This window comes from Nostoc sp. NMS9 (genome assembly GCF_017114995.1).
In the GTDB taxonomy this organism is placed as follows: domain Bacteria; phylum Cyanobacteriota; class Cyanobacteriia; order Cyanobacteriales; family Nostocaceae; genus Nostoc.
Genome location: NZ_JABXKL010000002.1, coordinates 1 through 25151 on the forward strand (window position 1 = coordinate 1; position 25151 = coordinate 25151).

The following is a 25151-nucleotide window of genomic DNA, read 5'->3' on the forward strand; positions in this document are numbered from 1 at the left end:
TTTAATTCCTGCTTGACTTTTTGATCCCAGTAATTTCCCTCTGTGACACTTGGGGGTGCGGAAGGGGGGTTGTTAATCATCTTTTGTTGGTCTACTTTAGCTGCCATTTCGTCAAAACCATCGAAAATTAGCAGCAGTTTACCCATACGGTTGAGTTGGACAAAAGCCTCATAGTGCGGTATTGGAATTTTGTATTGGCGAAAGAAAAACTCAGAAAACAGGAACTCGACACTCGCTGCGTTGGCATAGTTACGCAGAGGAATTACTAACATATTCCACTAGTGGACTAGGATGCCAATTAAAAATGATCCAAGATATCAGGTTAAATAAACTTACTGCGAAAATTTTTCGGGCAGATACCAATTACAGATGGTCGGGGAACACCTGTAGCTTGCTCCCTACCACCATCAGTTTTTGAGATATTACTCGGCCAACTACTGCCACGAGGTAAACTCCGAGTTTGATTGAATGTAGTACCATTCAAATCTAGTAATTCAATGCTGCGACTCAAGATCGTGCCATCGTTAATTGGACAATCTTCACCAGGATGTTGTACTGAAACAATCAGTGTATTTCCGACAAAACTTGGCCCGGTCATTTCGCAGCGCACTGGCCCATAAGCAAATGGTATTATCTGTCCGGCATTTACACCACTGGTAGGGATAAAAAATAGCCAGTTATTACCGAAAACTCCAGTAAAATCAGAAACATTACCACTAACTGTATGATCGATTTTGGTTTGCTTACCTTCAGCACCTACATCAAAACCGTTGTGAGTGCCGGTAGACATATCCGTAACACCCCAAACATTTCCCTGATTGTCAAAAACTAGATTATCGACGTTGGCAAAACCAGCACCATTAACAGTTCCGGCTTCGCCACCTTGGGCAAATCTCTGCCACCGGAAGGTTAAACCTGTAGCATCGGGGCTATCTTCAATAATCTTGTACAGTCCTCCTGATTGCTGAGTCGCATTGGCATCTGTACTTAATTTGGCAACTTGAAAAATCCGCGAATCAGGATAACCATCGCTTCCTGGCGCACCATCAGTATAGGCAATGAATACTTCTTTGGTGGTTGGATGCACTTCTATATCTTCTGGACGCGCTGTGGGAGTTCCCCCGACTAAGTTTGCAGCTAAAAAAGCATCACTAAGTACAGCACCTTGGCTAGAGTAGAAGTCAGATAGCTTTTTATTTTGATAATCAGGTAGTGCTTTTGCTTCGTTAGTGCGATCGCATTTAAATGTACCACCATCTTTGGTTTCACCTGCAATCTCATTGCGTCTTGGTAGTGGTAAAAGACCTTCTTTTTGTACCTTCTGTAACGCCGCAAATTCTACAGAAGATAGAACTGTCGGCGTAATTGGATTGGTAGCAGTAGTTAAAAGTAAGGGTATCCATTTACCTGTACCGTCTGGATTGTAACGGGCAACATACAAAGTCCCATTTTCCCACAACCTACTGTTCGTTTTACTCGTTGGTGAAGCAATAGTGCTTGCACTGACAAATTTCCAAGTATGTCCCCCCCGTCTGTCATCACCCAAGTAAGCAACTAATTTCTTGCCTTTTTCAACGCGCAGGGCAACATTTTCATGGCGGAAACGACCTAACGAAGTATGTTTGGGGGGGCGAAATTTCGGATTTTTGGGGTCAATTTCGACAATCCAGCCGTATTTTTCGCCAACTAATCCAAAAGTCTTGCCGATAGTTTTATCTGTGTAATCTGTCTGAGTGCCATTAGCTTTGACTCCTTCTGTGACGCTATTTTGGAAGTTCTCTTCCGCAGATAAAATCGTTCCCCAAGGAGTTTTACCGCCAGAACAGTTGAAAGCAGTACCAATAATTTTGTTGCCCAATTCGTCAGAGGAGAGATTAAAAACTTGGCTTGCAGCTGGACCAGTCCCAATTAAATAATTTTTGTCACCTTTTTGGTGGTTACGACTTCCCCAAGTGGTGATATTTTTGTAGTCATCATTGCGTTGGCTATTGATTCCTAACCCAGACAGACCATGAATGCGGCGATTTTTGGCATCTTTGACTACAGCAAAACGTTTACTTCTATTCTGGCGAGAAATGCGGACGATCGAGCCGCCTTGATTATATAAAAATTCCCCTTCAACTTCAATATTTCTGCTGGAGGGTAAAGCCCAACCAATGACGTTTTCAAATGCGTCTGGTAGTCCTTTCAGCTCGGATGAATCTTCTACGACTAAACTAGAAAATGGAAAACTAACGTATTCATGATTTACCCATAAATACCCGACATCATTAGTTTTACCAAGGGAAATAAACCCAGTGAAATCGTTGTTATAACCAAAATAATCATCTTTGTTAGGAAAGACGCGATCACCCCAACTGACAATTACATAACGTTCGTACTCTGGTGGCACTACCACATCATCAATAACGTTGTAGCTACTTAACTTAATATCCGTAGATGCTTTAACTACTTCTCCCTGACCAATTCCTGTTGGCAAGAAATTTTTCTGTTGTTGATAAATTGGTAGGGGATGTGGTAAGCGTACAGGTGTAAAGCTTATACTAGCGGTTTTTGCTTCTGCAACTCTAGCAAAATTATTTAGAAGTTTATTTCCCAAAATAGCAGCACCAGCACTACCAGCAAAAAATCTTAAAAGTTCTCTCCGACTTAATTTAGACATAAAACTTTCCTCTGGTGTAACAGAAAAATTTAGTAGAAATAAACTCTAATTTCTAAAAGTTTGCGGTATTTGAAATAACTAATAAGCTATTAATAATAAAAGTATGATTATTTTATTATTTACTCTAGTTGACAATGATTAAGCTTAGGTTATAAATTAATTAACTAAAAATTATCACCTCTTACTATAGCTCGAATTAAGTAAGGAACAGTGTCAACGCCCCATCTGTCCTATCCTGAAGAAGGATAAATCAATAGTGTTGTGGGTGAGACTGTGTTTTTCAGCGTTGTGATACCGACTTATAATCGCCAACCGATTTTAGAAAAGTGCCTCCGCGCCTTGGAGGTGCAGGAGTTGAGTCAGCCAAGTTCAGTTACTAATTACGAGATTGTCTTGGTAGATGATGGTTCTACTGATGGGACGTTGGAGTGGTTAGCAGCACACAAAGAGGAATTTCCTCATGTGCGCTGGTTTGAGCAAGATCATGCTGGCCCAGCTGCGGCTCGGAATTTGGGGGTAGAGAAGGCGCAGGGAGACACAATTATCTTTATTGATAGCGATTTAGTAGTGCTGAAGAATTTCCTGCAAGCTCATGAGTCGGCACTAGTGCAGGGTAAAGAGAAATTGGGGAGCGATCGCTTTTTCACTTACGGTGCAGTTATTAATACTTGTAATTTCAACAATCCAACGGCTGAACCCTACAAAGTCACAGATTTTTCAGCCGCTTTTTTTGCTACGGGAAATGTAGCAATTCCTAAACATTGGTTAGATAAAGCGGGACTTTTTGATACTAGTTTTCAACTCTATGGCTGGGAAGATTTAGAATTAGGTGTGCGGCTGAAAAAACTAGGTTTGACACTAATTAAATGTCCAGAAGCCGTAGGATATCACTGGCATCCAGCATTTAACTTAGAGCAAATTCCCCGATTAATTGACCAAGAAATTCAACGCGGACGGATGGGAGTTTTGTTTTATCAGAAGCATCCTACATGGGAAGTACGAATGATGATTCAAATGACTTGGCTGCATCGCTTACTTTGGGGAATTTTGTCACTTAATGGCACACTAAATGAGCGGACAATGGCTCCGTTATTGCAATGGCTAATTAATTTAGGTAAACCTCAATTAGCTTTAGAAATTGCTCGAATTTTTCTCAACTGGTACAACGTGAAGGGTGTTTATGAAGCCTATGCTCAAATGCAGCAAGCATCGTGATTTAAACACCTTTGGGAAGTAGCACTGCCCCGAAAAGCAGTTCTTAGAGGAAAAAGCGATTAGGTGCGAGGTGCGCCCGTCTGTACCAGTTTCTATACAAATCCTGAAAGAATGCGATCTCTTTCTTGGGCATTGAAGGCGTTAGTACCCACCAGTGAGAGCAGGACTGCGTTAACCTTGAGAAAGTGATGCTTGGATTGTCAGGGGACGAAATTGCAGCTATCTTGGGTCAACCAGAAGCATTTATGGGATAACTTCAGATTAATTACTTTTTCTTGCCCTTAGATTTCTTGCCATTCGTCCGGTGAATCAAATCCTTTTGTGTTGGTCTTCGGTTTTTGTTTAAGGACTGTTATGTTCCCGGACGAGAGCGAATACCATCGGGTATATGATGGCGATCGCCTAATATTTCTAACAAGGGGCCATTAACGTCAAATTTAACCATACTTACCGACGCGACCAAAATATTCACTCGATAGCGATAGCGTCCCAAATCAATTCCTAGTAAACTGCAAAGCATAATCCGAATCGTGGCTTTATGGGAAACTACTAAAACATTACCTTGGGGATGTTTTTCTTGAATTTCAGCAATTACAGGCATAGAACGGTTAGCAATATCTACCGCAGTTTCTCCACCAATGGGTGCATTCCAAGCCGGTTCTGTCAACCATTTTACATAGTTTTGGGCGTAATTCTCTTGGACAAACGATTTACTCAAAGTTTCCCAAGAGCCGTAACTACCTTCTCTAAGTCCGTCACGCAACTGCATATTCATACCGATAGCATCACAAAATGGCTTGGCAGTTGCAATTGTGCGCTTCATCGGGCTAACATAAACAGCCTCCCACAACAAGCTTTGATAAACATCGGCAAAACTCTCTGCCATCTGTATCCCTTCAGAGGTCAACTGAGCATCAGTTTCACCGCAGAAATTACCACTTTGACTAAAAGTAGTTTCTCCATGTCGCAGTAAATACAAATTGAGTGTCATAGCTTGTGTTGCGATTGGGATAAAGGAGTTTGTGCAAAAATAAACTACCATCAATCTTGCAATCGAGTCTGTGACACCAGGACAAAGTAATCAACCAAAAAAGTCAATCAACCACAAACTTTTGATTTCGTTGACAAAAGTAGCGGTAAGAGCTATTACTCTAGTTTGAGCCGGGATACGGATACCGTTGGCAATTCCCTACTTCTTCCAAATCGCACTCCTACACCCCTGTATAATCGCCTTTTCACTTTGACTTTTGAATATCATCGCCTGCATTCCCATAAAAGATCAGGTCTTTGTTTTCGTCAACAATCTCAATGTAACTATTGGGATTAAAACTGTGTGGATAAACGTAGAGCCTAACAATCCCTATCTGCTTGAATGGCTTGCACTGCTCATCATGCGAAATAAACTCTACTCGATCGTCCTCTTTTAATCGTCGCTTTGATTTTCTCATTTTTTTAATTGATGCGATCGCACCCCCAAACCACGATCGCCTTTATCCTCTAAGAAGATTGTTAGTTTAGTGCAGCAGCGATCGCATTACCTAAATGTTTCAATGTCCTTTCCTTGGCAACCTCGGTTGCTGCCCGTGCAGATTCAGCAAGGATTGTGTCAGTGTTTGGGGTCAACTTGAGTGCCCCGCCCTGCCCCCAGCAATCAAATTGAAGATTCATTGCTTGATGTAGGTTTCTAACTCAAATATGTTATGTCAAAATCGCCCCACCCATTAAGCGCTCATACCGATACTTCAACTCTTCTTTCATTAAATACCAACGCTCTAAAGTAATATCCATTTCTATTATTTTCTCCGCTGCTTGCCGCGCTAAAAGTAAAACTTCCTCATCGTCAACCAAACTCGCTAAGGTAAAATCTGGCACTCCAGATTGACGAGTTCCCAGTACTTGCCCTGGCCCACGAAAACGCATATCCATTTCAGAAATGAAAAAGCCATCCTGAGATTGTTCCAATACTTTCAACCGTTGTTGAGCATCAGGGCTTCTGGAACTGCTCATCAATAAACAGTAGGACTGAGCCGCGCCACGACCAACGCGCCCCCGCAGTTGGTGCAGTTGCGATAAGCCAAATCGCTCTGCATTTTCAATGAGCATTACTGTAGCATTAGGTACGTCTACACCTACTTCAACAACAGTAGTAGAAACCAAAATTTGCGTTTGGTTATCACGGAATTTGGTTATTGCTTCATCCTTTTCGGCTGAACTCATGCGACCGTGTAGCAGCCCTACTTGAAAATCGGGAAAAACGCTTTCCTGTAGCTTTTGATGCTCGTCAACAGCCGATCGCAAATCCAGTTTTTCTGATTCTTCCACTAATGGCAAAACCACATAAACTTGTCTACCTTGGACAATTTCTCGGCGGATCAGGTCGTAAGCATGGTTGCGTTGCTGACCCGATAGCACTGTTGTCTGAATCTTTTGTCGTCCCGGTGGTAACTCATCAATTTGGCTCACATCCAAATCCCCATGTATCGTCAGTGCTAAGGTTCGGGGAATTGGGGTAGCTGTCATAGTTAACACATGAGGTTGATTGCCTTTTTGCTGCAAACGTGCCCGTTGTTCTACCCCAAAGCGATGCTGTTCATCGATCACCACTAACCCTAATTGCTGGAAGTTTACAGGGTCTTGAATCAAGGCATGAGTTCCTACTAACAGAGGTAATTCACCAGTTCCTAACTGAGAATGTATTTGTCTTCGTTTCGCAGCTTTAGTGGAACCTGTAAGTAATTCCACTGGTAAATGCAGTAGATTAAACCAGCTAACTAACTTGCGATAATGTTGTTCTGCCAAAACTTCTGTGGGAGCCATCAGCGCCGCTTGGTAGCCAGATTGAATTGCTGCAAGGATAGCTAACACTGCGACGACCGTTTTCCCAGAACCGACATCACCTTGCACCAAACGATTCATTGGCACAGGTTTTTGTAAATCGTTGAGAATATCGTTGAGAACTCGTTGCTGTGCGCCAGTGAGTTGAAAAGGCAGTATTTCGTGGAATTTCTCTACAAGTTGACCGCGTGGGACAAGAATGGCGCTGGTTTGAATCGCTCTTGCTTGCTGTTGACGTTGGAGTAAGCCAAGTTGTAGGTAGAAAAATTCATCAAAAACTAGGCGACGACGGGCAACTTGTAAGGCGGCGCTATCGCTGGGAAAATGGATATTAGCGATCGCATCTTTTAATTCCATCAAACCATACTTCTGCCGCAAACCATTTGGCAAAGGATCTTTTAGGTTAGCTGCAGCAGGCAAAGCAGCAATTACCGCCTGTCGCACTGTATTCGCCACCACGCCTTCAGTTAGTCCATAAATTGGCACTACCCGCCCAATATTTAGCGACTCAATCGTATCTCCTGGATTTGCCAAAACCTCTAGTTCTGGATTATCCAATGTCAATCCGTATTTACTTTCTTTCACCAAGCCACAGGCTGCCAGAATGCTACCTACTGCATAACGGCGTTTTAAACTTTCTTGCCAAGCGCGACTGCTAAAGCGCGTACCTGCGTAAAAACGGCCAATTTTGATTTGACCGCTGTTATCTTTTACTACCAATTCTAAAATTGATAATTTCTGATTTTTAGGGCTAGTAAAGCAGTTGCAACGCTTCACTGTAGCCACTATTGTCACCGTCTCACCCGCCTGTAACTCGCGGATATTCACCTGACGCGCATAATCAATATGGTCACGAGGATAGTAGAAAAGCAAGTCACGGACGGTATGTAAACCAAGCCGTGCCAAATTATCAGCTTTTTTAAAGCCTATTTCTGGTAAATCACTGAGTTTTTGCTCAATTTTTGGTGCAAGTCTCCGACTCACCTCAGTAACAATTGGAGATTTTGGATTTTTAATTTTGGATTGATAAATTCTCCCTTGCTCCTCTGCTCCTCTGCTCCCCTGCTCCCTCTGCTCCTCCTTTCGCTGCTCCTCTTGCTGTAGTTGGGAAAGATACCTACGAGTCTCTGCTACTAAATGCTGCCTTTCTTCCAGTGCTAGATGTGGATAACTAGCAAATTGCACCGCTAGTCCTTGCCAACGGCGGCGTTCAGTTTGGGGTAAGCCTGTTGGGAATTTGCCCAAAGTTAGGCTCAGAAATTCACTGAAACGGTATTCTCTGCCCATCAAGTCTGTAAAGCCACGTTCAGCTTCTATTGCCAAGGCTTTGTGCAATCGTATCCAATCTGGTTTTTCATTAATCATTGGTCAGCAGAGTGAGGAGTCAGGAGTAGAGACGCGACGCCAGTCGCTACAACGGGGGGAACCCCCGCAACGCGCTGGCTCATTAATCGCGTCTGTTAGGAGTTAGGAATAAATAACTCATAACTCATAATTCATAACTCATAACTTTATTCAAACCAACTAGCGCGCCATGCAGCTTCCGCTTCAGCGATCGCCTTTTCTTTATATCTCTTTTTATACTCTCGTCCTAGTTTGTTTAGCTGAACTAAAATACTGCGGATTCGCTTGCGCTCAGAAGAAAGTGTCACATCAGCAAATTCAATTTCTCCTAGCCGCAGGTTAATAGCCATGATTTGAGTCAGTCCAGAATCTTCTGACTGTTGCTCATTTTCAATTTCAATTACTAAGTTTAATAAATTGGGTGGCCCTGGCATGACCTCAGCAGATGCTTCTGATGCTGCCGCCGCTGCTGCTAAAATCGGTTCTGGTAATTTTTTCGGTAATACTCCAGCTTTTTGTAACAAAAGATTAGCATCATGCGAAAGTTTTTTCAGTATCTCTTGCGCAACCTCTTCTAATTTCTGTTGCCATTTTGCCAGTTCTATAGGATCGGAGGTGTTGGCAGTGAGATACTGAGAACTAGAAGTGTTCAGAAACAGTGAAGATGAAGAGGATATTACTTCCTCATCCACCTCATCCACCTCATCCACCTCATCCACCTCATCCACCTCATCCACCTCATCTTCCCCTGATTCTTCACTTGTAATATAAATGAGCAATTGTTCAGCTGCCAGTTGACCCAACTTGCGGATGGCTTGTTGTAATTGTTGGCGCTGATTCAATGACAAATGCAGAAAGTTTTCGGGATATCCTTGGGTGCAGAGGTGATAACTCGCAAGAATCAACTGTTTGCGTACAGCTAGCCCCAAGGTGTTTAGATAACTAGCATAAGCGCTTTGTAGTTCGATTGCGATCGCCTGGATCGCTTCTTGGAGTGTTGCAATATCCTGCTCAATTCGCTCGATTGCTCTTGCCATATTTTTTTGCTCTTGCCCATCTGAACCATTACATAGTACAAATGTACAAACTTATTTTAGGATAACTTTTCAGAGAATTTTAGATTTTAAATTAAAATGCGAAATTTTCTGTCTTTATTAAATAAAATACAGGTCAGGCTATTTGCTTGACCTGTCCTTTAAGCAGTTAGGAATTAAGAATTATAAGTTATGAATTATGAAGCTAACTTCCTATTAACTCCTAACTCCTAACTCCTAACTCCTAACTAATGTTACTTGGTGCCAATTTGTGCAGCAACTTCATCAGCAAAGCTCATTTCTTGCTTTTCAATGCCTTCGCCCAGTATATAACGGACAAAGCGAGTCACTTGAATCTCTTCGCCTAATTGTGCCTTCACTTGCTTTATCAAGTCTTCCACGGAAATACTCTGATCGCGAATGTAAGGCTGATCGAGCAAAGTCAATTCTTTCAGGCGTTTTTCAATCCGTCCCTGAACAATCTTTTCTTTGATGTTTTCAGGCTTGTTCGCCAAATCATCCTTGCCCATTTCAATGTCTTTTTCCTTTTGGGCAACTTCGGCGGGGATTTGGTCTACGCTCACATACTCGACATTGGGACAAGCCGCAACTTGCATTGCAGTGTTCCGTGCCAAGGTTTGGAACTCTGAATTAGCAGCCACTGACTCAGTTTGGGAACCTAGTTCTACCAATACACCAACTCGACCGCCAGTGTGAATGTAGCTGTCTACTACACCTTGTGTGCCTTCTGCTATTGCAAAATTAACAAAGCGGCGCACTTGGATATTTTCACCAAGGGTGGCAATGGTTTGCTTGATAAATTCTTCTACAGTCGCACTTTCATTATCGATATAGGGTTGAGCCAATAAAGACTCAACACTATCAGCTGTCGCTGCTTGCTTTGCTAGATTCTTAACTAAAGCTTTAAAAGCCTCGTTACGAGCAACAAAGTCGGTTTGGCAGTTGACTTCTATGAGTACACCCACTCGACCTCCGGGCTGAATGTAAGTGTCTACTAGACCTTCTGCCGCAATGCGATCGCTTTTTGCCCCCGCCTTAGAGATGCCCTTTTTCCGTAGCCAGTCTGCGGCTTCTTCTACGTTGCCTTCAGTCTCTATCAGCGCCTTTTTGCAGTCCATCATGCCGGCACCAGTTTTTTGGCGTAGCTCTTGGACGAGTTTTGCAGATATTTCCGCCATTTTGCCTCAATTCCTAACTTGACCTCGAGTTGTAATCACTCACCTAATTTAGTACTTAGTACTGAGTTTTGTTAGCGTTAGCGGGGCGTTTAGCCCGTGCTGAGTTTTGAGTGTTCAGTTATCAATTTTATTCTTCATTGACAAATCACAACTTACAACTTCAAAAATCAAGACTCAGCACTATTCAATTTGCTGAGTCTTTCTATCTTACTCAGGACTTAGCACTCTTGACTCAGCACTATTCTTCTGTTTCCTCATCGGGAATTACGGCATCAGTATATTCGGTTTCTTCGTAGTCATCGTCATACTCACTACCGTCGTAATCTTCGTAATCATCTTCAGCATCCAGCTGACCGTGACGACCTTCATAAATGGCATCTGCCAATTTTCCGACTATCAGCTTAATTGACCTGATAGCATCGTCGTTCGCTGGGATGGGGATATCTACTACATCGGGGTCACAGTTTGTATCCAACATGGACACAATGGGAATATTCAGCTTTTGGCATTCTTGAACTGCGTTATATTCCCGGCGTTGGTCTACGATTACCACGATATCGGGCACTTTTCGCATTGTTTTAATGCCGCCCAAGTATTTCTGAAGCTTCGTCATTTCCCGACGTAGCATTGATGCTTCTTTTTTCGGTAATAAATCTAGTGCGCCAGTTTCTTCACGGCGTTCTAAATCTTTCAGACGGTCAACCCGTGTTTTGATGGTTGCCCAGTTGGTCAACATTCCGCCCAACCAGCGTTGGTTAATGTAGTGGGAACCACAACGGCTAGCTTCTTGGGCAATAATTCCAGCTGCTTGGCGCTTGGTGCCGACGAAAAGAAATTTCTTTCCTTGTTCTGCGTGCGATCGCATGTAGTTGTAAGCATTATCCATCAACTGGGCAGTTTGCACCAAGTCGATAATATGCACGCCATTGCGGGAAGTATAAATGTAAGGAGACATTTTTGGGTTCCAACGCCGGGTCTGATGCCCAAAGTGAACCCCTGACTCCATCATTTGAGCCAATGAAACTACTGGCATATATTTTCAACTCCGATTCGGGTTAAACCTCCATCCAAGTGTATTTCCCAATCGGGAAACACCCGAATTCTTAGATGTGCGAGATTAGTTAACCATACTAGGTTAGCATATTCTGAAGAGTTGTAGTTGCTTGACCGAGTGAGGTCAAGAAAATGGCGCTGCCTACTCAACAATCAAGCAGCACTAGTAATGAAAATCTTGCTGTTTTAAAGGTCTACTCGCGGTCTTCTTGATCTTTAGGTTTGGGTTTTTGTCGCCGTTGTTCGATCTGATCGTCGATAGTTTCTCTCATTTTGCGATCGGCAGCGTCCATCGCAGAATACTTAAAGCGGTTGATTATGCCACTGAACAAGTTGCCAAAGAATCTTTCAATTTCTTGCATAATTTTATACCTCAATATTTAAAGGTAAATTCTTGACTTGACATTGGTCTTGGACTTTTTAGTGGAAGTTAGAAATAAAACACCAACCTGTCCTTCAAGTATCTATTAGTCTCTTAGCGTCTCTGGGTGCTTAAAGGGCTGGCGGTTTATTTATCCTTTGATTCAGTTTTGCTTGTGAATGACTGTATAAAACAGTCTTCTCAATCAAAGCAGTATTGTTAAGACTTACTAGATTGAAACGCACTAGAGACTCATCTATTGTATTCTGTCTCAGGTAATAAATGTGGCAAACACACAGGTAACAAATTGTCTACTTGTTTATAACACCTACCATGTCTACGACGGGCGTAGCTATAGCAACTTCTGGTGTATGTTACTCAATAGTATCGGGGTCTACATTGAGCGATCGCAATCTTGCCTTTAACTGTTCTATCTGGAATTCTGCCTGTTCTGCTCGTTGGCGTTCCTGTTCTGCTCGTTGGCGTTCCTGTTCTACTAGTTCTTCTGCCTGCTGTCTTGCCAAAATTTCTTGCCTTAAAGCTTCTACCAGTTCACCAGGGATCAGTAATTTTTCCCCTGTATCCTCTCGGTAAAACCCAATTAGCCTTCCCTCAACCACCAAGCGTAGTTGTAACGGTTCACTGCGTCCATCTTGTATCGGTTCGTAGATTTCTCCTCGCAGGCGATAGCCACGTAACTGTTGTTCCACCCACTCGCCTTTCGGGTCAAATAGCCAGTATTCGTTAACACCTAGCTGTTCATAGAGGGTCTTTTTGAAGATTTCGTCTTGTCCCTTAGTCCCAAAGGATGTCATTTCAAAAATAACTGTCGGTACTTGACCCTCTTCCCAAACTTTATAGTTGTCCCGACCGCCAGGTGCAACATCAAAAATCACCATCACATCTGGGGCTACCCGCAATTTAGGAAAGCCCTGTGCATAGTAAAGAAATTGATTTGCCAATACTGTTGCCTGACGAGTTGCCAGATACTGTTTCAGGACTTCTAAGGTAGTTAGTAAAGCATAAAGGTGGTCGTAGGTTTCTGCCACTGGTTGACCATCAGCACTGGGGTAGAAGATTTCTGATTCGACACTAACAGGTAGAGTAGCCGTCATGGTTGTAAACTCAGTGCTACGAGATTATTGTAGAACAACTATACTTCTCTCTAACTTGGGATGTACAAGCTTTTTAAAATATAACTAGATAACTCACAAAATCCTTCCCCTTCGGCAGCAGTGGTAATGTAAGCAGGCTGATATTTCAACTGATTCACATATTCCAGGACATTTGCCACGCCTACAGAAACAGGAAAATAACGCTGATTAAATAAACTTTCATCATTGGGACTATCGCCAACAGTGACAATTTGTTCTGATAAATACTGGGGCAAATATTCGCGCAATACCTGCAACAATCCTACAGCTTTATCTTGCCCTTGGGGTTTAATGTGACACTGCACGTTGCTATAGGTAAATCCCCAGCCCATTTGTTCACAGAGATTATCTAGGGTTTGTAGTTCGTCTTGACGCAAACCAGCTACATCAAAAGTCCAGTCGGTGACGCGAAAGCGATTATCAGCAGATTCTTGAATTTGGGGAAATTTAGTTTGTAAATTCTCAAAAGTTGTAGCCAAGTGCTGGCGATGTTGAGCTAAATCGGGAATGGGTGTCAAAACTACTGGTTTCTGATTTCCAGGTGGAAAGTATAAACCACCATTTTCTGCCATAGCACCTGCCACTGGCATCAAACTACTCAATCCACTTACCCACCCAGCAGAACGTCCTGTGACAATTAGCACCTTAATATCAGCTGCGGCTAAATCCTCTAAAGCTTGTAGCAGTGCGGGAGTAAATTTTCCTCGTCTAGTCAGGGTGCCATCCATATCTGTGGCTATCAGACGAATCTTGCTAAAGTTTGGAGATGAAACCTCAGATAGAGGAGGGAGGCTCAAATGTCTGGACATATAGGATTTGTAAAAGGCTGTAAAAAATATTAATCATACAGCAAGATGACCTTGAAGATTTGGGCATCCTAAACATCAGGAGTCAAGTTTTTCAGTTTCCAACCATGTCCACTTCAATGTTTCTTGCCCAATCCTCCGGGAAAAAGACTACTAAAAAGGCATCCCAGGAAGTGCCAGCAAGTAATCCTCAAATACCACCATTATTGTTGGTAACTTCTGGAGGACTGGCTTTAGTGGTAATTGCTTTGATTGTGTATATTAAACTCCAGAAGGATAAGCTGGAGAAAAAACTTAAGTTTGAACAATTCCGCGCCCGAGAACTAGAGAAAAAGTTTAAGCTGGCGCTGGAAACAATTCGCAAAATGGAAACTAATCCCGATTTGGTGAACTCACGGGACTTTAACCTGGATTATCTGCGAATGCGGATGTCAGAAGAGGTGTTTCATTTTGCAATTCTTAATCAAATAAAGATTCAGATCAAAGAAAAAATTTCTCAAGCCCTGCGTCCAAATCAAGCCCAACAGGGATCGGTTGGAATTGCTAATAGTGCTGGACGGCAAGTAGATGAAATTTTTGATGTCGAGTATGAGACTGGTAGTCCAGGAAATTCTGCTAAACGGGTGTTGTTTCGGATTCAAATCCGGTTAATGAAATTACCGACGCAAGCAACTTCTGCGACTATTAGTCAAATTATTGATTGTATAGAAACTTACCTAAGCCCGATAGAAGATGAAGATAGTTGGCAACCAATAATTCAAGGTCGGATTGCTACCATGCATTGGGATCAAAAGGCTAAACCTACGCCTCTACTAGTACTGGAACAATCGAATGAAGGCGTGAATGTGACTTTTCGTACTAGTCGCCAACCAAATACTCCAACTCCACCAAAGTCATCTGGAATTAAAAAATCAGGCTCGGCTAGACAATAAATTATGGCTGTCATTAGTCATTAGTCATTAGTCATTAGTCATTGGTCATTCACAAGGGACAAATGACTAATGACTAAAATCATGACTGAATAACTGTATTAGAGGAATTACGGGTTAAAAGACCATCTTCCATTTCTACGATGCGATCGGCTATGTCTAAAATACGGTTGTCGTGTGTGACTAATAAGATAGTAGTTCCCTGATTTTTGGCTAGACTCTGCATTATTTCCACGACATCGCGTCCTGATTGTTTGTCTAATGCTGCTGTTGGTTCGTCTGCTAGTACCAAGGGGGGACGGTTCACCAAGGCGCGGGCGATCGCAATTCTTTGTTTTTGTCCACCAGAAAGATTGTCTGGGTAGTAATCAACTCGTTCTTCTAGACCAACAGACCCCAGCATCGCTTTTGATTTAGCCACTGCTTCTGTTTGAGAAATATTATCGTTCAATTCTACTGCCATTTGCACATTTTGCTTGGCTGTCAAGAACCCTAGCAAATTGTGAGCTTGGAAAATATAACCAATGTTGCGTCGCATCTGCACTAATTTGTTTTGACTGACGCCAATAAGTTCTTCACCTAAAAATTTTAAACTTCCCTCTTGTACAGACCGCAAACCACCAATTAAGCTCAGTAATGTTGTTTTACCTGAACCTGATGGGCCGGTCATAATCACAATCTCACCTGGATAAACTTCTAGGTTGATGTCAAATAATATCTGTTTTCTCAGTGCGCCTTTGCCATAGAAGTGATTGAGATTTTTAATGGCGATTACAGGTTCTTTTTCCATCATATTTTTGTTAGTTATAAATTAGTAGTTCCAAAATTTAACTGTAGTGACTGTCAGAAATTAAATTTGCTTAATTATTATCATAAATCAAACTTATTATTAATACATTTTAATTAATATTGTATTAATTAAAAGATATCTGCTGGATCGGCAGAGCGTAATTTTCTAACTGCGATCGCCCCAGAAATAATGCACATTATCATAGTCAAAATCAATACCATTACCGCTCGGTCAAAACTCATAAAAACTGGTAAAAGTGTTGCATTTCTGGCGCTGTTATACATAAATAGGGCAAAAACTATTCCAGGAAAATAGCCTAAAACTGCTAATAATAAAGCTTCTTGAAGAATGACTGTCAATAAATAGTTTTGTGTGTAACCTATTGCTTTCAGGGTAGCATACTCAGCTAAGTGATCTGCAACTTCTGTATAAAGAATTTGATAAACAATCACAGTCCCCACAATGAAACCCATGACAGTCCCTAATGTGAAAATAAAGCCAATGGCTGTACTATTTGCCCAATAATTACGCTCAAAGTCAATAAATTCTTGTTTAGTTAAAACATTTACTTCATTAGGTAAATACTTTCGTAATTCTTGGGCAACAACATTAGCATTGGCTCCCGGTTTTAATCTAATTAGCCCAATATCAATTAATCCTTTTTGACGATTGCTGAATATTCGCAGAAAGTTTATATCACTCGTAATTAAATTACCATCTGCGCCAAATGATGCGCCTAATGTAAATAGCCCTTCTACTTTAACTCGCCGCCTTCGTACTTCTGCTGTTACAGTCTTTCCTTGCTCATAATTAGCAGCGATCGGACCATACTCTAACCTAGAAGAACGGTCAAATAGAACTACATCAGGTAGTTTAAGTTTATCTAAATTTTCTTGAACTCCAGGTAAGTTAACTAGGTTAGTTTCTGGGTTCATTCCAAAGATTAGGATACTCCGAGGACGACCGGTTACAGGATTTTTCCAGATTGTAAAGTCCAAATATATCGGATGTACGGATTGAACTGCGGGTAATTCTAAAGCTTTATATAATCGTCGTTGAGAAAAGCCTCTCATTGCCAATATAGCGTTAGATTGACTATTAATTAAAACAATATCGCCTTGCAAGCTATTATGGAATCGAACGTTACTATAATACAGAGCATCCCGAAAGCCGAGTTGCATAAACATTAAAATATCGGCAAAAGCAATTCCTGCTAAAGCCACAGCTAGGCGAGTTTTTTCTCTTGTCAGTTGTAGCCATGACAAAGGTATTTTTTGATTCATTGTATAGACGTTTTAGCAAGTTTAGCGATTTTAGATTTTCAACTCATTATGGTGACAGCCGTACCGGATTGATAGAATGTTTAAAATTGATTAAACAGACTATTAAAGAATATTTTTAATCCAAAATATCAAATTATGGATTGGGATTACTGCTCACCGACAACTGAATTAATTATTAATATCGACAATAACCTTGGCGTAAGTTAAACCAGAAACTTTATGGCTATCTTCTAGAGACAGAGCAATTTTAACTTCTACAACTCTGGCATCCACATCTGCTGCTGGATCTGTATTCAGCACATCTTTTTTACCAATTTTTCTGCCAATTTCAGTAACAGTTCCCTTTAATTCGCCGCTAAATGCGCCGTTATCACTGGTGATAGTAGCATTTTGACCAAGACGCACTTTACCAATGCTGTCTTCAGCGACTTCCGCAATTACAAACATTTGGTTGGTTTGGCCAATTTCAGCAATCCCATTTGCGCCGATCGCTTCACCCGATTTGGTGTAAACCTTTAAAATCTCTCCAGCGATTGGTGCTTGAACGTAGCTTAACCTTAGTTCTGCTTCGGCTTTTCTGATATTTGCGATCGCATTACTAACTTGGGCTTGCGCTACTTGCACATCGGTAGGACTAACATCTAAAATTCTGCTTAGTTTGGCCTTTTCTTCATCAATTTGTCTTTGCAAAGTTGCTACAGTTTTATCACGGTTAACTTTAGCTTCGATTAACTGCTGTTGCAAAGTTGCTAAATTTTGTATTTGGTTGGCTCTAGCCTCAGCAAGTTGCTGTCGCAAGGTTGCCAGTGTCTGCTTTAGGGTAGCTTGGCTTTCAGCCACCTGCTGATTAGCAGTTATTGCACTCAAGCGTCTTCTGTCCCGCTCTTGCTGAGAAATAGCACCTTCTTTGTATAAAAAATCATAGCGTCCGGCATCGACTTGAGCATTGCGCTGTTCGGCTTGAATACGTACAAGCGTTGCTCTGAGAGCATCTCTTTGCCCACTGAGTTCAGCTTCTAGGCGATTTACGGTTGCTTGTTGGACAAGTTTATCACCACTTAACTGAGCTGCAATCCGCGCGATCGTTGCTTGTTGAGCATTCCTTTCCCCAAGTAACTGCGCTTGTAGGCGAGCAATAACTGCTCTTTGAGCTTGAATATCTCTTGGAGAGCCAGCCCTGACTTGTGCTAAATTTGCACGGGCTTCTTGGACTTTCGCTTTTGCCTCTTGTAGTCCGGCTATCTGGGTATCGCGGTTGTCCAAAATTGCCACAATTTGACCTTGCTTTACCTGTTCACCCTCTTTCACTAGAAGTTGCTGAATTCGTGATGATGGTGCTAATCCTGATGATGGGGCGGACAATTTAACAACTTCGCCTCGCGGTTCCAAACGCCCTACAGCACTAATGCTATTGGTAGATGGCATTACTGGTACGGATGTAGTTAGTTTTCTTAACTGCTCGATTTTAGCCGTACCTAGTATCCCAGCAGCGATTACTACTGGCACGGCTACAGCGATACCCCACCAAATCTTAGGTTGTTCGTGATTAAGTGTCTGTTCACTTGGCTTTGGCTTTTCAGTCACCCTTGACATAGTATGTTGCCCATTTACCTGAATTGTGCTGATGGAAGTAAAAATAAAAGGGTTTTTAATCAACAGCCAGCTGTTAGGACAAACAACAGTGGTTTCAAGCTGGGTATGGCTTAAAAATCCATTGTGTGATGAACGTTCAACACTATGGCTTTACAAAATGGTGTTTTCTATAGCCGTATGTATGCAATACACTTTGACCTCTCTGCAAACCTCTCTTTTAAAAGGAGAGAGGTTTTGAGGCTTACTAGGGGGCGGGGTTAGGTCTGTATTGAAACTGAGAAACGCTATAGTAGCTGGCTATTCAATAACTCTGAGTATTATTGACACATGAGTGCAATGAGAGTTAGCAGAATTCACAAGCAGTATGAATCTAGATATAAAGACGCGATACATCACATCTCTACACAAAATCCTAAATTGGTATGATGCGGTACTTTACTGCTACATTCACTACGGCTATAGTTAGTCACAAAATTGAAAAGAAACATCAAAAATAGACTGTTGCCTTTGTTGGACACAATCTTGCTACAAAAGTTAGTCTTCCTTAAGTCAATAAACGATTAACTAACTAAAAAATATCTGTCAACTTGAACATTCCTAATATCAGAGTTTCCTTAACTTTCTGGTCAATGAGTTAGCTGTCTCTAGTTGCTTGCACCTGCCAAGACAACAAACCATTTTGTGATATTTGCTTCAAAGACCTTACTACTCTCCCTGTTGCTGTTTTGGGACTCCATTAAACTCTCGTTGAATGAATTCTACATTTATCCGTTATGCGAAAACGTAACAGAGCCTACAGATGGGGAGATGGGGGAATGATTAAGTTGGAAGGTCGAATAAAACTGTGGTCATGTAATTTTCTGCCCAAGCTGGACCAAAGGCTTTTTCTAGTACGCGGCGGGTTTTATCGTTTTGCTGCTGTTTGGTGCAGTAGTTGTGTTGTCCGGCGAGATTTTGGGTGACTTGTTCAACTGAAACAGGACGTGAGGCGATCGCTTGGGTACAATGAATGTCTAAAAATTCTCGCACCCGCGACAGAAACATTGTTTCTTCTTCTGGAGAACTAGGGCGCACAAAGATACAAAAATCCGAAAAAATATTTCCCCATTCAGGTAATTCACGGGGTTGGGAAAAGTTAAGCACTGTTAGCTGTGTCAGTGCACAAGTATAAGATTCTGGTAAGGTTCGTTCTACTTGGATAGGAGAAAGGTCTGCGATCGCCGCACTAATTTGACCTCTACCCCCAACTAAATCACAACCAAACATCGGCAGGTTGTATTCTGGACGGGGAAACATGACGCAGTGCAAAATATCCAGCATATTGCCGATTTTTGCCAGTTCCAAGTGCATTTTCCGAAACTGGGGCGTTTGATAGCAACGGTTTTCAATCGTCAGTTTTTCGCCTTCTAGTCTACCTTCCACATACCCCAACTCATTAGGCAAATGGTAGGGAGATAAATCCAGGTGCTGATGCCAAGCTGCCTCAATACAATCAGCTAGCTGACGAATTAGGGGATGTTGTTGCTCACGCAGCGAGGGCATAGAAGTAAATGACATATTCTAGTTGGGAATGCGATCTAATGGCCAGTCTACAACCTGTCGTGCCATACCTGTTGTGGTCTGCAATATAAGCAAACACTTAAACCCAGCCAACGTAAATTTATAAGACAGTTGCTTTTCACAATGATTATTTATTTTGTAGTCTAGGTTACAGAAATAATTTTAGATTAGCCCATTTGTGAAGGCTAATAGAAAGCTATGAAACTAGATTCTCATAGACCGGATTTTGCTGTGCAAGCAAGAAGGCACAATCTGGAAGGCTTACAGAGGTTCAGAGCTTCTACTTGGGTAAACCTTCTGCAACTTCCCAACCCCTTTAGTTTTGACGAAGCACTTTTATTGTGTCCGGTTTCAGCAGATGAGTGGCTAGCCTGGATTCCAGATCATGGAGAGGCAATACTCAATATCAGGCAATTTAGTTATTAATTATTGGGCATTGGGCATTGGGCATTGGGCATTGGGCATTGGTTATTCACTTTGGACAAATGACAAATGACAAATGACAAATGACTATTGCCAAAAATCAGTGACATCGTATCCCAATTCCTCTAGCATCTGCCGCAGCAGGGGTAAACTGAGTCCAATTACATTGCTGTGACAGCCTTCAATTTTTTCCACGAAGAAACTTCCAAAACCTTCAATGGCAAAGGCACCAGCACACTTGAGGGGTTCACCTGTGGCAACATAAGCTTTAATTGCCTTCTCGCTCATTTGAGCAAAGTAAACTCTTGTAACTTGAGACTTGACTAAAGTACGGTTTTGGTCATGGTCAATTAAGGCGTGACCTGTGTACAAGTCGCCAAAGTTACCTTGCATTATCTGCCAACGTGCGATCGCTTCAGAGAAGTCTGCTGGTTTGCCGTAAATTTCACCATTGATGGACAAAACTGAATCACAACCCATAATCAAAGCTGATTCAAACTCTGGGGCTACAGTTTCTGCTTTATACTGGGCAAGAGTTTTGACCAATTCTGCTGGTTCACTTAGTTCAATTTGCGACTCATCAAAGTCACTAGGTCGAACTATCGGTTCAATACCAACAGTTTGCAGCAAGCGGCGTCGGGCTGGAGAAGCTGAAGCAAGTACAAAAGGTGGAATTTTCATGAGATTTTAGAAAAATTTGTTAATTGGGCATTGCTTATTTCCCTTGTTCCCCTTTTCCCCGGTCTTTATTTTAATTTTTAATTTTTAATTGATTTCTCCCTACTCCCCAATTAATAAACAGAAAAAGAATTGACAACCTCATCAATCATTCGTTTGACTTTCTGCCAGCGTTTTTCAGGAATTGAGGCATTAAAGGTAAAAAGTTTACCACGGCTCACAGCGACACTGGCGATGTTGTGTCGTTGCTGTTGATTGGGGAGTTTAACCTCATACTCTAAAAGGTAGTATATTTTACCGTCTACTTCTCGCTGTGCAGCATTGACTAATTCCGCCGAACGACCAGAGTCAGGAGGCGCAAGAGCCGCTTTTCCTAATTTGTATCCTACTTCTGTTGGGGTTCCCAATTCTGACAAAGTTTTGCCTTCAGGAACTGGGCTAATCACAACCGAAACATTTTCAGACACCTCAATCAAATCGTGGAAAACCACATCTGGCCCATCGGCAACTTTAACTGGCAGCCAGCCGTTAGGATATAAAAACTGATAGCCATCACTACTGTCTACAAAGCTTTTGAGTCCAGCCGCAGCCGCAACATCCGAATTACTCAGACTGAAGCTCAACACCAATAGCAAAATTAATACAATTCGTTTCCACATTTCTAGAGATTCCTTTGGGCTGGAGATAACACAAGACTTGCATCATTTCTCGTCTTTATTCTCCCACCAACCGGGACGCTTCGGATAGTGCATTAGATGTTGAGGGGTCAATGCACAAATGTCGGCAAATACTTCCTGAACTACTTGGGTTCACGTCTAATCGCAATGTTGCATAGGTCTTAGTGGTCTGCTAGTCCCCCTAACGCTCTTCTATAGATGCTGTAATTCCATTTCTTACCTTTTTAAAAAACGTAGAGAATAACTCCGCGTCACTTTGCGTAAACCTCTGCGTCTCTCTGCGTTTAAAAACAAATCTAGTAAACAGGAGAGGCAAATAATTCTACCTCTCCTATGGGGATAAACTAATTACTTAAAGCTCACTAGCCTTAGTATCTGTTGGCTTTGTTGGGTTTGTGAACAAGAAAGCTGAGAATTTGGCACTGCTTGATGTTGTCAAAACCCACAACACGAATATAGCTGGTGTTGAATTGAGAACGGCATCCTTGGACTTCGCTCAATACTTCTTGAGTGGATTTAGCACCGAACAAAGGCAACTTCCACATTGTCCAATATAATTCTGTTGGCTCAGAAGTTTCATTGAACTCGATCGCTGGAATGTAACCTTGATTCAAAATGTACTGGATCTGCTTAGCAATTTGAGCATCAGACAGAGGGGGAAGATAAGAAAGGGTTTCGTAACGACGCTCTTTTGGTAAAGTTTGCATAGCTTTTGATAATGGGTTGCGATTTTTTACTAGTAGATTGACCGAACTAATTGGATAAGTTATCCAAATTCGGATCTGAAGTTGCTTGCTGTTCTGGTTGCAGACTGGGGTTAGATGTGTCTACTACTTGTGTGATGCGTTCTAAATGCTGGCGACGCTGTTCCATATTGGCTTGCTGAATGCCAGTGCGAACCATTTCCGGTAAAAATTCTGCAATTTCTTCCGCAATATGTTCTCTGACAGTCATGATTCGCAAAGCCAAATCTGGTTTTTCTCGCAACAGTTGCTCAATGTATGACTCACCATTTTGAATTTTGCCAGACGAAAAGTTATGCAGCCAAAGTTCTAATGGAGGATTAGTTTCGCCTAGCTGTGCCAATACTGTCCTTAGAGCCTGATAAGTCAGATAGCTTTGGAGAGTTTTGGCTGTGTCCTTCGCAATTTGCTTAAGATTCATGCTTGACCCCAGCCCTGAAGAGTTATGAGTTATGAGTTATGAGTTATGAATTTATGCAAATCTTAACTCCTGTACAGACGCGATTAATCGCCTCTCTACTTCTAACTCTTAACTCTTAACTGTTAACTCAGATCAGACGGTATCCATTGCTTCAAACTCGAACTTGATTTCTTTCCACAGTTCGCAAGCAACAGCTAGTTCAGGAGACCACTTGGCAGCTTCGCGGATGATATCGTTACCTTCACGAGCCAAGTTGCGGCCTTCGTTACGAGCTTGAATAACGGCTTCCAAGGCGACGCGGTTAGCGGTTGCACCAGGAGCGTTACCCCAAGGGTGACCTAGAGTACCACCACCGAATTGTAGTACAGAGTCATCACCAAAGATTTCTACTAGGGCGGGCATGTGCCATACGTGGATACCACCGGAAGCAACAGCAAACACTCCAGGTAGAGAAGCCCAGTCTTGGGTAAAGTAGATACCACGAGACTTGTCTTGCTCAATGTAGTTTTCACGCAACAGGTCAACGAAGCCCATTGTGATGCCGCGCTCACCTTCCAACTTACCAACTACTGTACCAGTGTGGATGTGGTCGCCACCAGATAAACGTAGGGCTTTAGCCAATACACGGAAGTGGATACCGTGGTTCTTTTGACGGTCAATTACAGCGTGCATCGCACGGTGAATGTGCAGCAGGATACCGTTGTCGCGACACCAACGAGCCAATGTGGTATTGGCGGTGAAACCTGCGGTGAGGTAGTCATGCATGATAATGGGCATTTTGAGTTCTTTAGCGTACTCAGCCCGCTTCAGCATTTCTTCACAGGTGGGGGCGGTGACGTTTAGGTAGTGTCCTTTAATTTCACCGGTTTCTGCTTGAGCTTTGTTGATAGCTTCAGCTACGAACAAGAAGCGATCGCGCCATCTTTGGAATGGTGCGGAGTTGATGTTTTCGTCGTCTTTGGTGAAGTCCAAACCACCGCGTAAGCACTCGTATACAGCGCGTCCGTAGTTCTTAGCGGAAAGACCCAATTTGGGCTTAATGGTACAACCTAGCAAAGGACGACCGTATTTGTTTAACTTGTCGCGCTCAACTTGGATACCGTGAGGAGGCCCTTGGAAGGTCTTGATGTAAGCTACTGGAAAGCGGATATCTTCTAGACGCAGTGCCCGTAGAGCTTTGAAACCAAATACGTTACCGACAATTGAGGTCAATACGTTGGTTACAGAACCTTCTTCAAACAAGTCCAAAGGATAGGCAACGTAGGCAATATATTGGTTGTCTTCACCGGGAACTGGTTCGATATCATAGCAACGACCTTTGTAGCGATCGAGGTCGGTGAGCAAATCTGTCCACACAGTTGTCCAAGTACCTGTGGAAGATTCAGCCGCTACAGCCGCACCTGCTTCTTCGGGAGGAACACCAGGCTGGGGTGTCATGCGGAACGCAGCTAGAAGATCGGTATCTTTTGGAGTGTAATCCGGTGTGTAATAAGTTAGTCTGTAATCTTGAACCCCGGCTTTATACCCAGATTTGCTCTGAGTCTTCGTTTGAGCGTAAGACATAATTTTATCCTTCCCTGAAATCACTCTTTTTAATTATCAAATCACGTTTTGTGCAACTTCCCCTCACCCCGCTCTTGCCCCCCATGAGCGAGGGGAAGATCAGAAAAACTTTTTGTTAGGAGTTGCCTTTGGCAAAGCTTAGCAGTTTTTTTGCGGCGGACACTTTGGTAGCGGTGGTAGCCCTCCTCACCAGTGTTTTCCCCTTCTAGGGGTACACGACCTAGCGCTTCTACTGTTTCCTCTTGCTAAAAATCAAAATTCTTTTTTACCTCTTCTTTGCACCCAACTAAACCTTCTCAATTTCACCAAAACTTCCGCGTTTTACGGCTTGATTTAGATAATTCCCCCATAAATTCGGGTATTAAGGGGATTGGGCTGGCTGGCACACATTCCCGCCTTTACACTCCTTATATCTTCCCTTTGATGGAAAAGATACCAGAAAAGAATTTACTTGACAGAGATTTAGCAGAGTGGTGAGCAAAAGATAAAAGAATCGCACACCACGTAATTTGTAACTTGTTTCACAATATATCAAGAATTCGATAAGTTATTCTTTGAAAGTTTTTAACTTATCTATTTAATTTAGTTATTACATAAAGATTTAAACTTTTTGTTACAAACACTTTACAAAGTGTCATTAATGGTATGGGGCATTGGGGATTGGGCATGGGGCATTAGAAGTTAGGAGTTAGGAGTTAGGAGTTTGGAATTCTCCCCCTCTGCCCAGCCAATACTTCGGCTTCTCTACGAGACGCACTCACGTTCGCGGTTCCTGAGCATAGTCGTTCGCGTAGCGTCCCGCAGGGACGGACAGTACAAGTACCCAAT

Annotated in this window: 23 protein-coding genes; 3 read left to right on the top strand and 20 right to left on the bottom strand. The window is 42.3% G+C overall.

What is annotated here, in order from left to right; genetic code table 11:
* Positions 1-272: hypothetical protein (locus HWQ40_RS00510; protein ID WP_292774233.1), on the bottom strand; the 272-nt coding region annotated here is incomplete at its 3' end.
* 50 nt (positions 273-322) lie between these two features.
* Complete coding sequence (locus HWQ40_RS00515; protein ID WP_292774235.1) at positions 323-2662, bottom strand: PhoX family phosphatase; 2340 nt, start codon at positions 2660-2662, stop codon at positions 323-325.
* 261 nt (positions 2663-2923) lie between these two features.
* On the opposite strand from HWQ40_RS00515, the gene HWQ40_RS00520 reads away from it, so the two are divergent.
* Positions 2924-3877 (top strand): glycosyltransferase, encoded by a 954-nt coding sequence (locus HWQ40_RS00520; RefSeq protein ID WP_292774237.1) that lies wholly within the window; start codon positions 2924-2926, stop codon positions 3875-3877.
* A gap of 352 nt (positions 3878-4229) precedes the next feature.
* On the opposite strand, the gene HWQ40_RS00525 is transcribed toward HWQ40_RS00520, so the two are convergent.
* From HWQ40_RS00525 to HWQ40_RS00565, 9 genes are all read right to left on the bottom strand, one after another.
* Positions 4230-4868 carry a histidine phosphatase family protein gene (locus HWQ40_RS00525; protein WP_292774239.1) on the bottom strand — a complete coding sequence of 213 codons (639 nt, stop codon included), beginning with the start codon at positions 4866-4868 and terminating at the stop codon, positions 4230-4232.
* Positions 4869-5112: 244 nt separating this feature from the next.
* Positions 5113-5325: a hypothetical protein gene (locus HWQ40_RS00530; protein ID WP_292774241.1), complete on the bottom strand. Its 213-nt coding sequence runs from the start codon at positions 5323-5325 to the stop codon at positions 5113-5115.
* A gap of 250 nt (positions 5326-5575) precedes the next feature.
* Positions 5576-8077 carry an ATP-dependent DNA helicase RecG gene (gene recG, locus HWQ40_RS00535; RefSeq protein ID WP_292774243.1) on the bottom strand — a complete coding sequence of 834 codons (2502 nt, stop codon included), beginning with the start codon at positions 8075-8077 and terminating at the stop codon, positions 5576-5578.
* A 146-nt stretch (positions 8078-8223) separates the two neighbouring features.
* A complete protein-coding gene (locus HWQ40_RS00540; protein WP_292774245.1) occupies positions 8224-9093 on the bottom strand; it encodes a hypothetical protein in 870 nt (289 codons plus the stop codon).
* Positions 9094-9344: 251 nt separating this feature from the next.
* Complete coding sequence (gene tsf / locus HWQ40_RS00545) at positions 9345-10289, bottom strand: translation elongation factor Ts (RefSeq protein WP_292774247.1); 945 nt, start codon at positions 10287-10289, stop codon at positions 9345-9347.
* Between the two features lie 238 nt (positions 10290-10527).
* Positions 10528-11322 carry a 30S ribosomal protein S2 gene (gene rpsB / locus HWQ40_RS00550; RefSeq protein ID WP_012411819.1) on the bottom strand — a complete coding sequence of 265 codons (795 nt, stop codon included), beginning with the start codon at positions 11320-11322 and terminating at the stop codon, positions 10528-10530.
* A 214-nt stretch (positions 11323-11536) separates the two neighbouring features.
* A complete protein-coding gene (locus HWQ40_RS00555; RefSeq protein WP_292774249.1) occupies positions 11537-11704 on the bottom strand; it encodes a hypothetical protein in 168 nt (55 codons plus the stop codon).
* Positions 11705-12077: 373 nt separating this feature from the next.
* Entirely contained in the window at positions 12078-12818 is a 741-nt protein-coding gene (locus HWQ40_RS00560; protein WP_292774251.1) for a Uma2 family endonuclease, read from the bottom strand.
* Positions 12819-12868: 50 nt separating this feature from the next.
* A complete protein-coding gene (locus HWQ40_RS00565; RefSeq protein WP_292774253.1) occupies positions 12869-13666 on the bottom strand; it encodes an HAD family hydrolase in 798 nt (265 codons plus the stop codon).
* 104 nt (positions 13667-13770) lie between these two features.
* Here HWQ40_RS00565 and HWQ40_RS00570 point away from each other — a divergent pair, with 104 nt between their 5' ends.
* Entirely contained in the window at positions 13771-14595 is an 825-nt protein-coding gene (locus HWQ40_RS00570) for a hypothetical protein (protein WP_292774255.1), read from the top strand.
* Between the two features lie 79 nt (positions 14596-14674).
* On the opposite strand, the gene HWQ40_RS00575 is transcribed toward HWQ40_RS00570, so the two are convergent.
* The 4 genes from HWQ40_RS00575 to HWQ40_RS00590 all read right to left on the bottom strand — a co-directional run bounded on the left by HWQ40_RS00575 (position 14675) and on the right by HWQ40_RS00590 (position 19815).
* Complete coding sequence (locus tag HWQ40_RS00575) at positions 14675-15382, bottom strand: DevA family ABC transporter ATP-binding protein (protein WP_292774487.1); 708 nt, start codon at positions 15380-15382, stop codon at positions 14675-14677.
* Positions 15383-15510: 128 nt separating this feature from the next.
* A complete protein-coding gene (devC, locus tag HWQ40_RS00580; RefSeq protein WP_292774257.1) occupies positions 15511-16665 on the bottom strand; it encodes an ABC transporter permease DevC in 1155 nt (384 codons plus the stop codon).
* Between the two features lie 168 nt (positions 16666-16833).
* Entirely contained in the window at positions 16834-18258 is a 1425-nt protein-coding gene (locus tag HWQ40_RS00585) for an HlyD family efflux transporter periplasmic adaptor subunit (RefSeq protein WP_292774259.1), read from the bottom strand.
* A gap of 819 nt (positions 18259-19077) precedes the next feature.
* Positions 19078-19815, bottom strand: a complete 738-nt coding sequence (locus tag HWQ40_RS00590; RefSeq protein WP_292774261.1) for a phycocyanobilin:ferredoxin oxidoreductase — start codon at positions 19813-19815, stop codon at positions 19078-19080.
* Between the two features lie 201 nt (positions 19816-20016).
* On the opposite strand from HWQ40_RS00590, the gene HWQ40_RS00595 reads away from it, so the two are divergent.
* On the top strand, positions 20017-20244 hold the full coding sequence (locus HWQ40_RS00595) for a hypothetical protein (protein ID WP_292774263.1): 228 nt from the start codon (positions 20017-20019) through the stop codon (positions 20242-20244).
* An 84-nt stretch (positions 20245-20328) separates the two neighbouring features.
* Here the strand turns inward: HWQ40_RS00595 and HWQ40_RS00600 are convergent, their stop codons facing one another.
* The 5 genes from HWQ40_RS00600 to HWQ40_RS00620 form a co-directional block, all read right to left on the bottom strand.
* Positions 20329-20922, bottom strand: coding sequence for a nucleoside triphosphate pyrophosphatase (locus HWQ40_RS00600; RefSeq protein ID WP_292774265.1), 594 nt, complete (start codon positions 20920-20922; stop codon positions 20329-20331).
* 110 nt (positions 20923-21032) lie between these two features.
* A complete protein-coding gene (psbP, locus tag HWQ40_RS00605) occupies positions 21033-21578 on the bottom strand; it encodes a photosystem II reaction center PsbP (protein WP_292774267.1) in 546 nt (181 codons plus the stop codon).
* Positions 21579-21964: 386 nt separating this feature from the next.
* On the bottom strand, positions 21965-22303 hold the full coding sequence (locus HWQ40_RS00610) for a ribulose bisphosphate carboxylase small subunit (protein ID WP_292731826.1): 339 nt from the start codon (positions 22301-22303) through the stop codon (positions 21965-21967).
* 46 nt (positions 22304-22349) lie between these two features.
* Positions 22350-22760, bottom strand: a complete 411-nt coding sequence (locus HWQ40_RS00615) for a chaperonin family protein RbcX (protein ID WP_292774269.1) — start codon at positions 22758-22760, stop codon at positions 22350-22352.
* A gap of 132 nt (positions 22761-22892) precedes the next feature.
* Positions 22893-24323 (bottom strand): form I ribulose bisphosphate carboxylase large subunit, encoded by a 1431-nt coding sequence (locus HWQ40_RS00620; protein ID WP_292774271.1) that lies wholly within the window; start codon positions 24321-24323, stop codon positions 22893-22895.
* Positions 24324-25151: the final 828 nt, after the last annotated feature.

Excerpts from the sequence above, each read along its gene's own strand:
- HWQ40_RS00515 (WP_292774235.1), bottom strand. The coding sequence starts at position 2,662 with ATGTCTAAATTAAGTCGGAGAGAACTTTTAAGATTTTTTGCTGGTAGT.
- HWQ40_RS00525 (WP_292774239.1), bottom strand. The coding sequence starts at position 4,868 with ATGACACTCAATTTGTATTTACTGCGACATGGAGAAACTACTTTTAGT.
- HWQ40_RS00530 (WP_292774241.1), bottom strand. The coding sequence starts at position 5,325 with ATGAGAAAATCAAAGCGACGATTAAAAGAGGACGATCGAGTAGAGTTT.
- recG (WP_292774243.1), bottom strand. The coding sequence starts at position 8,077 with ATGATTAATGAAAAACCAGATTGGATACGATTGCACAAAGCCTTGGCA.
- HWQ40_RS00540 (WP_292774245.1), bottom strand. The coding sequence starts at position 9,093 with ATGGCAAGAGCAATCGAGCGAATTGAGCAGGATATTGCAACACTCCAA.
- tsf (WP_292774247.1), bottom strand. The coding sequence starts at position 10,289 with ATGGCGGAAATATCTGCAAAACTCGTCCAAGAGCTACGCCAAAAAACT.
- rpsB (WP_012411819.1), bottom strand. The coding sequence starts at position 11,322 with ATGCCAGTAGTTTCATTGGCTCAAATGATGGAGTCAGGGGTTCACTTT.
- HWQ40_RS00555 (WP_292774249.1), bottom strand. The coding sequence starts at position 11,704 with ATGCAAGAAATTGAAAGATTCTTTGGCAACTTGTTCAGTGGCATAATC.
- HWQ40_RS00560 (WP_292774251.1), bottom strand. The coding sequence starts at position 12,818 with ATGACGGCTACTCTACCTGTTAGTGTCGAATCAGAAATCTTCTACCCC.
- HWQ40_RS00565 (WP_292774253.1), bottom strand. The coding sequence starts at position 13,666 with ATGTCCAGACATTTGAGCCTCCCTCCTCTATCTGAGGTTTCATCTCCA.
- HWQ40_RS00570 (WP_292774255.1), top strand. The coding sequence starts at position 13,771 with ATGTCCACTTCAATGTTTCTTGCCCAATCCTCCGGGAAAAAGACTACT.
- HWQ40_RS00575 (WP_292774487.1), bottom strand. The coding sequence starts at position 15,382 with ATGGAAAAAGAACCTGTAATCGCCATTAAAAATCTCAATCACTTCTAT.
- devC (WP_292774257.1), bottom strand. The coding sequence starts at position 16,665 with ATGAATCAAAAAATACCTTTGTCATGGCTACAACTGACAAGAGAAAAA.
- HWQ40_RS00585 (WP_292774259.1), bottom strand. The coding sequence starts at position 18,258 with ATGTCAAGGGTGACTGAAAAGCCAAAGCCAAGTGAACAGACACTTAAT.
- HWQ40_RS00590 (WP_292774261.1), bottom strand. The coding sequence starts at position 19,815 with ATGTCATTTACTTCTATGCCCTCGCTGCGTGAGCAACAACATCCCCTA.
- HWQ40_RS00595 (WP_292774263.1), top strand. The coding sequence starts at position 20,017 with ATGAAACTAGATTCTCATAGACCGGATTTTGCTGTGCAAGCAAGAAGG.
- HWQ40_RS00600 (WP_292774265.1), bottom strand. The coding sequence starts at position 20,922 with ATGAAAATTCCACCTTTTGTACTTGCTTCAGCTTCTCCAGCCCGACGC.
- psbP (WP_292774267.1), bottom strand. The coding sequence starts at position 21,578 with ATGTGGAAACGAATTGTATTAATTTTGCTATTGGTGTTGAGCTTCAGT.
- HWQ40_RS00610 (WP_292731826.1), bottom strand. The coding sequence starts at position 22,303 with ATGCAAACTTTACCAAAAGAGCGTCGTTACGAAACCCTTTCTTATCTT.
- HWQ40_RS00615 (WP_292774269.1), bottom strand. The coding sequence starts at position 22,760 with ATGAATCTTAAGCAAATTGCGAAGGACACAGCCAAAACTCTCCAAAGC.
- HWQ40_RS00620 (WP_292774271.1), bottom strand. The coding sequence starts at position 24,323 with ATGTCTTACGCTCAAACGAAGACTCAGAGCAAATCTGGGTATAAAGCC.